Source organism: Mesorhizobium sp. M7A.F.Ca.ET.027.03.2.1, assembly GCF_003999175.1.
Lineage (GTDB): Bacteria > Pseudomonadota > Alphaproteobacteria > Rhizobiales > Rhizobiaceae > Mesorhizobium.
On the sequence record NZ_RZOM01000927.1, the window covers coordinates 1 to 2,475 of the forward strand.

The following is a 2,475-nucleotide window of genomic DNA, read 5'->3' on the forward strand; positions in this document are numbered from 1 at the left end:
GTCTCATTGTCTTCTCCGATGTGTGGGGTGTCTGGAATTGCAATGGCGCGCTGCGCCTAGCGGGCCTGCCGGCCTGAGATCACCCGCAGCCAGGGCGCCAGATGAAAGGCGCTCATCAGCAGATACATCGCGGCCATGCCCGTGAGGGGCGAGGCGTCGATGCCCATGCACTGCATGGCCGCATCGCCGCTGAAGATGCAGGTGAGCAGCGCCATCACGGCGAAAGTCGGTGCCGCGGCAAGGCAAAGCCAGTCGGCCAGCCCGAGGGTGGCGGCTTCCGGGATCGTGCTGCCGGCACCGGTATGGATATCGCTCATCGCCTTGATCCTTGATGATCATGCCAGCCACGACAGGTTCCTCTCTCCACGGAGTGGGGAGAGGAACCCAGACTGAACAACCGTTACTGCTCGCCCTTGTCGCGGAATGCAGCCTCGCCGGCAGCAGACACTTCTTCCCATTTCTTGTCGGCCCCGGCGTCGTAATTGTCGTGCCAGTTCCACCAGGAATAGAGCGGGGTCTGCGGATAGCCTTCGGGCGAGTCTTCCCAGATTTCCTGGCGGCCGAGCGGCGTCGCGTCGAGATAGCTCCAGACGGTGCCCATCGCCTCGTCGCCGCGGCTGTTGATGAGATAGGTGCGGAAGATGCGGTCGCCGTCACGGATGAAGACGTTGTGGCCGTGCCATTCGTCGACGCCGAAGTCCTTGTCGAAACTGTCAGTGATTGTGTACCAGGGCATCTGCCAGCCCATCCGCTGCTTCAGCCGCGCAATGTCGGCTTGCGGGGCACGTGAAGCGTAGGCAAGCGTGGTGTTGCGGGCGTTGAGATGGGCGAGGTGGCCGACCTGGTCGGCGCCCAGCGAACAGCCGCGGCAGGCGTGATCGGGCCAGCCATGCACGCCGGGCTCGAAAAAGGCGCGGTAGACGATCAGCTGGCGGCGGCCTTCGAACAGATCGAGCAGGCTCGCTCTGCCGTTCGGCCCCTCGAACACATAGGCCTTGTCGACTTCCATCCACGGCATGCGCCGGCGCTCGGCGGCCAATGCGTCCTTGGCCCGCAGCGTTGCCTTTTCCTTCACCAGCATCTGTTCGCGGGCGGCTTCCCAGTCCTGCCTCGAAACGATCGGCGGGGTCTTCATTGCGATGTGCTTGGTCATTGGTCGTCTCCTTTGCCAGTCTGTTGTCGCTTGCTGTCAGCCAGAATAGGGCGGTGAAGCGCGGGGGTGGGAGTTACAAGTGTGACGGGATTTGCAGGAGCCGGCCCGTCGCAGCAGGGGTGGCGCATCCTCACGGTGCCTTCGGCCGCGTCATGGAGAGGAGTGTCGGTTGGCATTGTCGGTTCTCCCTTGGCGTGCCGCACGTTGCCGATAGAGTTGGCCGATGCGGCTTGCCGGTTCATGGTACGGATTTAAGTTAGGGCGGCGACGCACAAGGGTGGGAGTTACAAGTGTGACGGGATTTGAATGGATTCGCTGATCACCGCCGCGGCGCTGGCGCTGGCCGGAGGCGATCCGCTCGGCGCGCTGGATCGCGTCGCACTGCGCGAGGATCCGCCGGCGCTGGCGCTGCGCGGCATCGCCATGGCGCAACTTGGCGATCTTGATCGCGCCAAGGCGCTGCTGCGGCGTGCCGCGCGTGGCTTCGGCCCGAAAGAAGCGGTAGCGCGTGCCAGATGCGTCGTTGCCGAGGCCGAGATCGCGCTGGTCTCACGCGATCTCGGCTGGCCGGCCAAGGCTTTGGATGCGGCGCGGGCGATGCTGGAAAAGCATGGCGACCGGCTGAACGCAGCGCATGCCGGCCACCTCAAGGTGCGCCGCCTGCTATTGATCGGCCGTCTCGACGAGGCCGAAGACGTGCTGCGCGGGCTCGATCCGATGCCGCTTCCGCCGGCCTCGCGCGCCGCCCACGAGCTGGCCGTCGCCGGCATCGCGATGCGGCGCCTCAAGACGAAGCGGGCGCGCAGGGCGTTGGAGTGGGCACGCCACGCCGCCCGCCAGGCCGGCATTGCGGGGCTCATCGCTGAAGTCGATCGCGCATTCCTGGCGCTGGACACACCGGCGGCGCGGCTGATCGCGGCTGGCGAGCAGCGCTCGTTGCTGCTTGAGGACGTCGAGGCGTTGCAAGCGTCGCCGGCATTGCTGGTCGATAGCTTTCGCTATGTCGTGCGCCAACAGGAGAAAAGGGTCTCGCTGGCAACGCGCCCGGTGCTGTTTGCGCTGGCCCGTACGCTCGCCGAAGCGTGGCCAGGCGATGTGTCGAGGGCGAGGCTGATCGCGCAAGCCTTCGGCGGCAGGCACGCCGATGAATCGCACCGGGCACGGCTGCGGGTCGAGATCGGCCGGCTGCGCACCGAATTGCGCGGCCTGGCCGACATCGGCGCGACCAGCCAGGGCTTCGCGCTGGCGCCGCGCCAGGCACGCGAGGTGCTGGTGCTGGCGCGGCCGATCGAGGAGCGGCACGCGGCGGTGCTGGCTTTCCT

3 protein-coding genes are annotated in these 2,475 nt (G+C 66.5%); 1 reads left to right on the forward strand and 2 read right to left on the reverse strand.

Going from position 1 to position 2,475, the window contains the following annotated elements:
• Positions 1–56: 56 nt before the first annotated feature.
• Together EN750_RS29125 and EN750_RS29130 are read right to left on the reverse strand one after the other, a co-directional pair.
• Positions 57–317 carry a hypothetical protein gene (locus EN750_RS29125; RefSeq protein ID WP_127267446.1) on the reverse strand — a complete coding sequence of 87 codons (261 nt, stop codon included), beginning with the start codon at positions 315–317 and terminating at the stop codon, positions 57–59.
• Between the two features lie 83 nt (positions 318–400).
• Entirely contained in the window at positions 401–1,153 is a 753-nt protein-coding gene (locus EN750_RS29130) for a thioredoxin family protein (RefSeq protein WP_013530710.1), read from the reverse strand.
• Between the two features lie 306 nt (positions 1,154–1,459).
• Between EN750_RS29130 and EN750_RS29135 the strand changes: the two genes are divergently transcribed.
• Positions 1,460–2,475: helix-turn-helix domain-containing protein (locus EN750_RS29135; RefSeq protein ID WP_127398813.1), on the forward strand; the 1,016-nt coding region annotated here is incomplete at its 3' end.

What these genes read in the sequence shown, in the direction of transcription:
- EN750_RS29125 (WP_127267446.1), bottom strand. Translation starts at nt 317, where the DNA reads ATGAGCGATATCCATACCGGTGCCGGCAGCACGATCCCGGAAGCCGCC.
- EN750_RS29130 (WP_013530710.1), bottom strand. Translation starts at nt 1,153, where the DNA reads ATGACCAAGCACATCGCAATGAAGACCCCGCCGATCGTTTCGAGGCAG.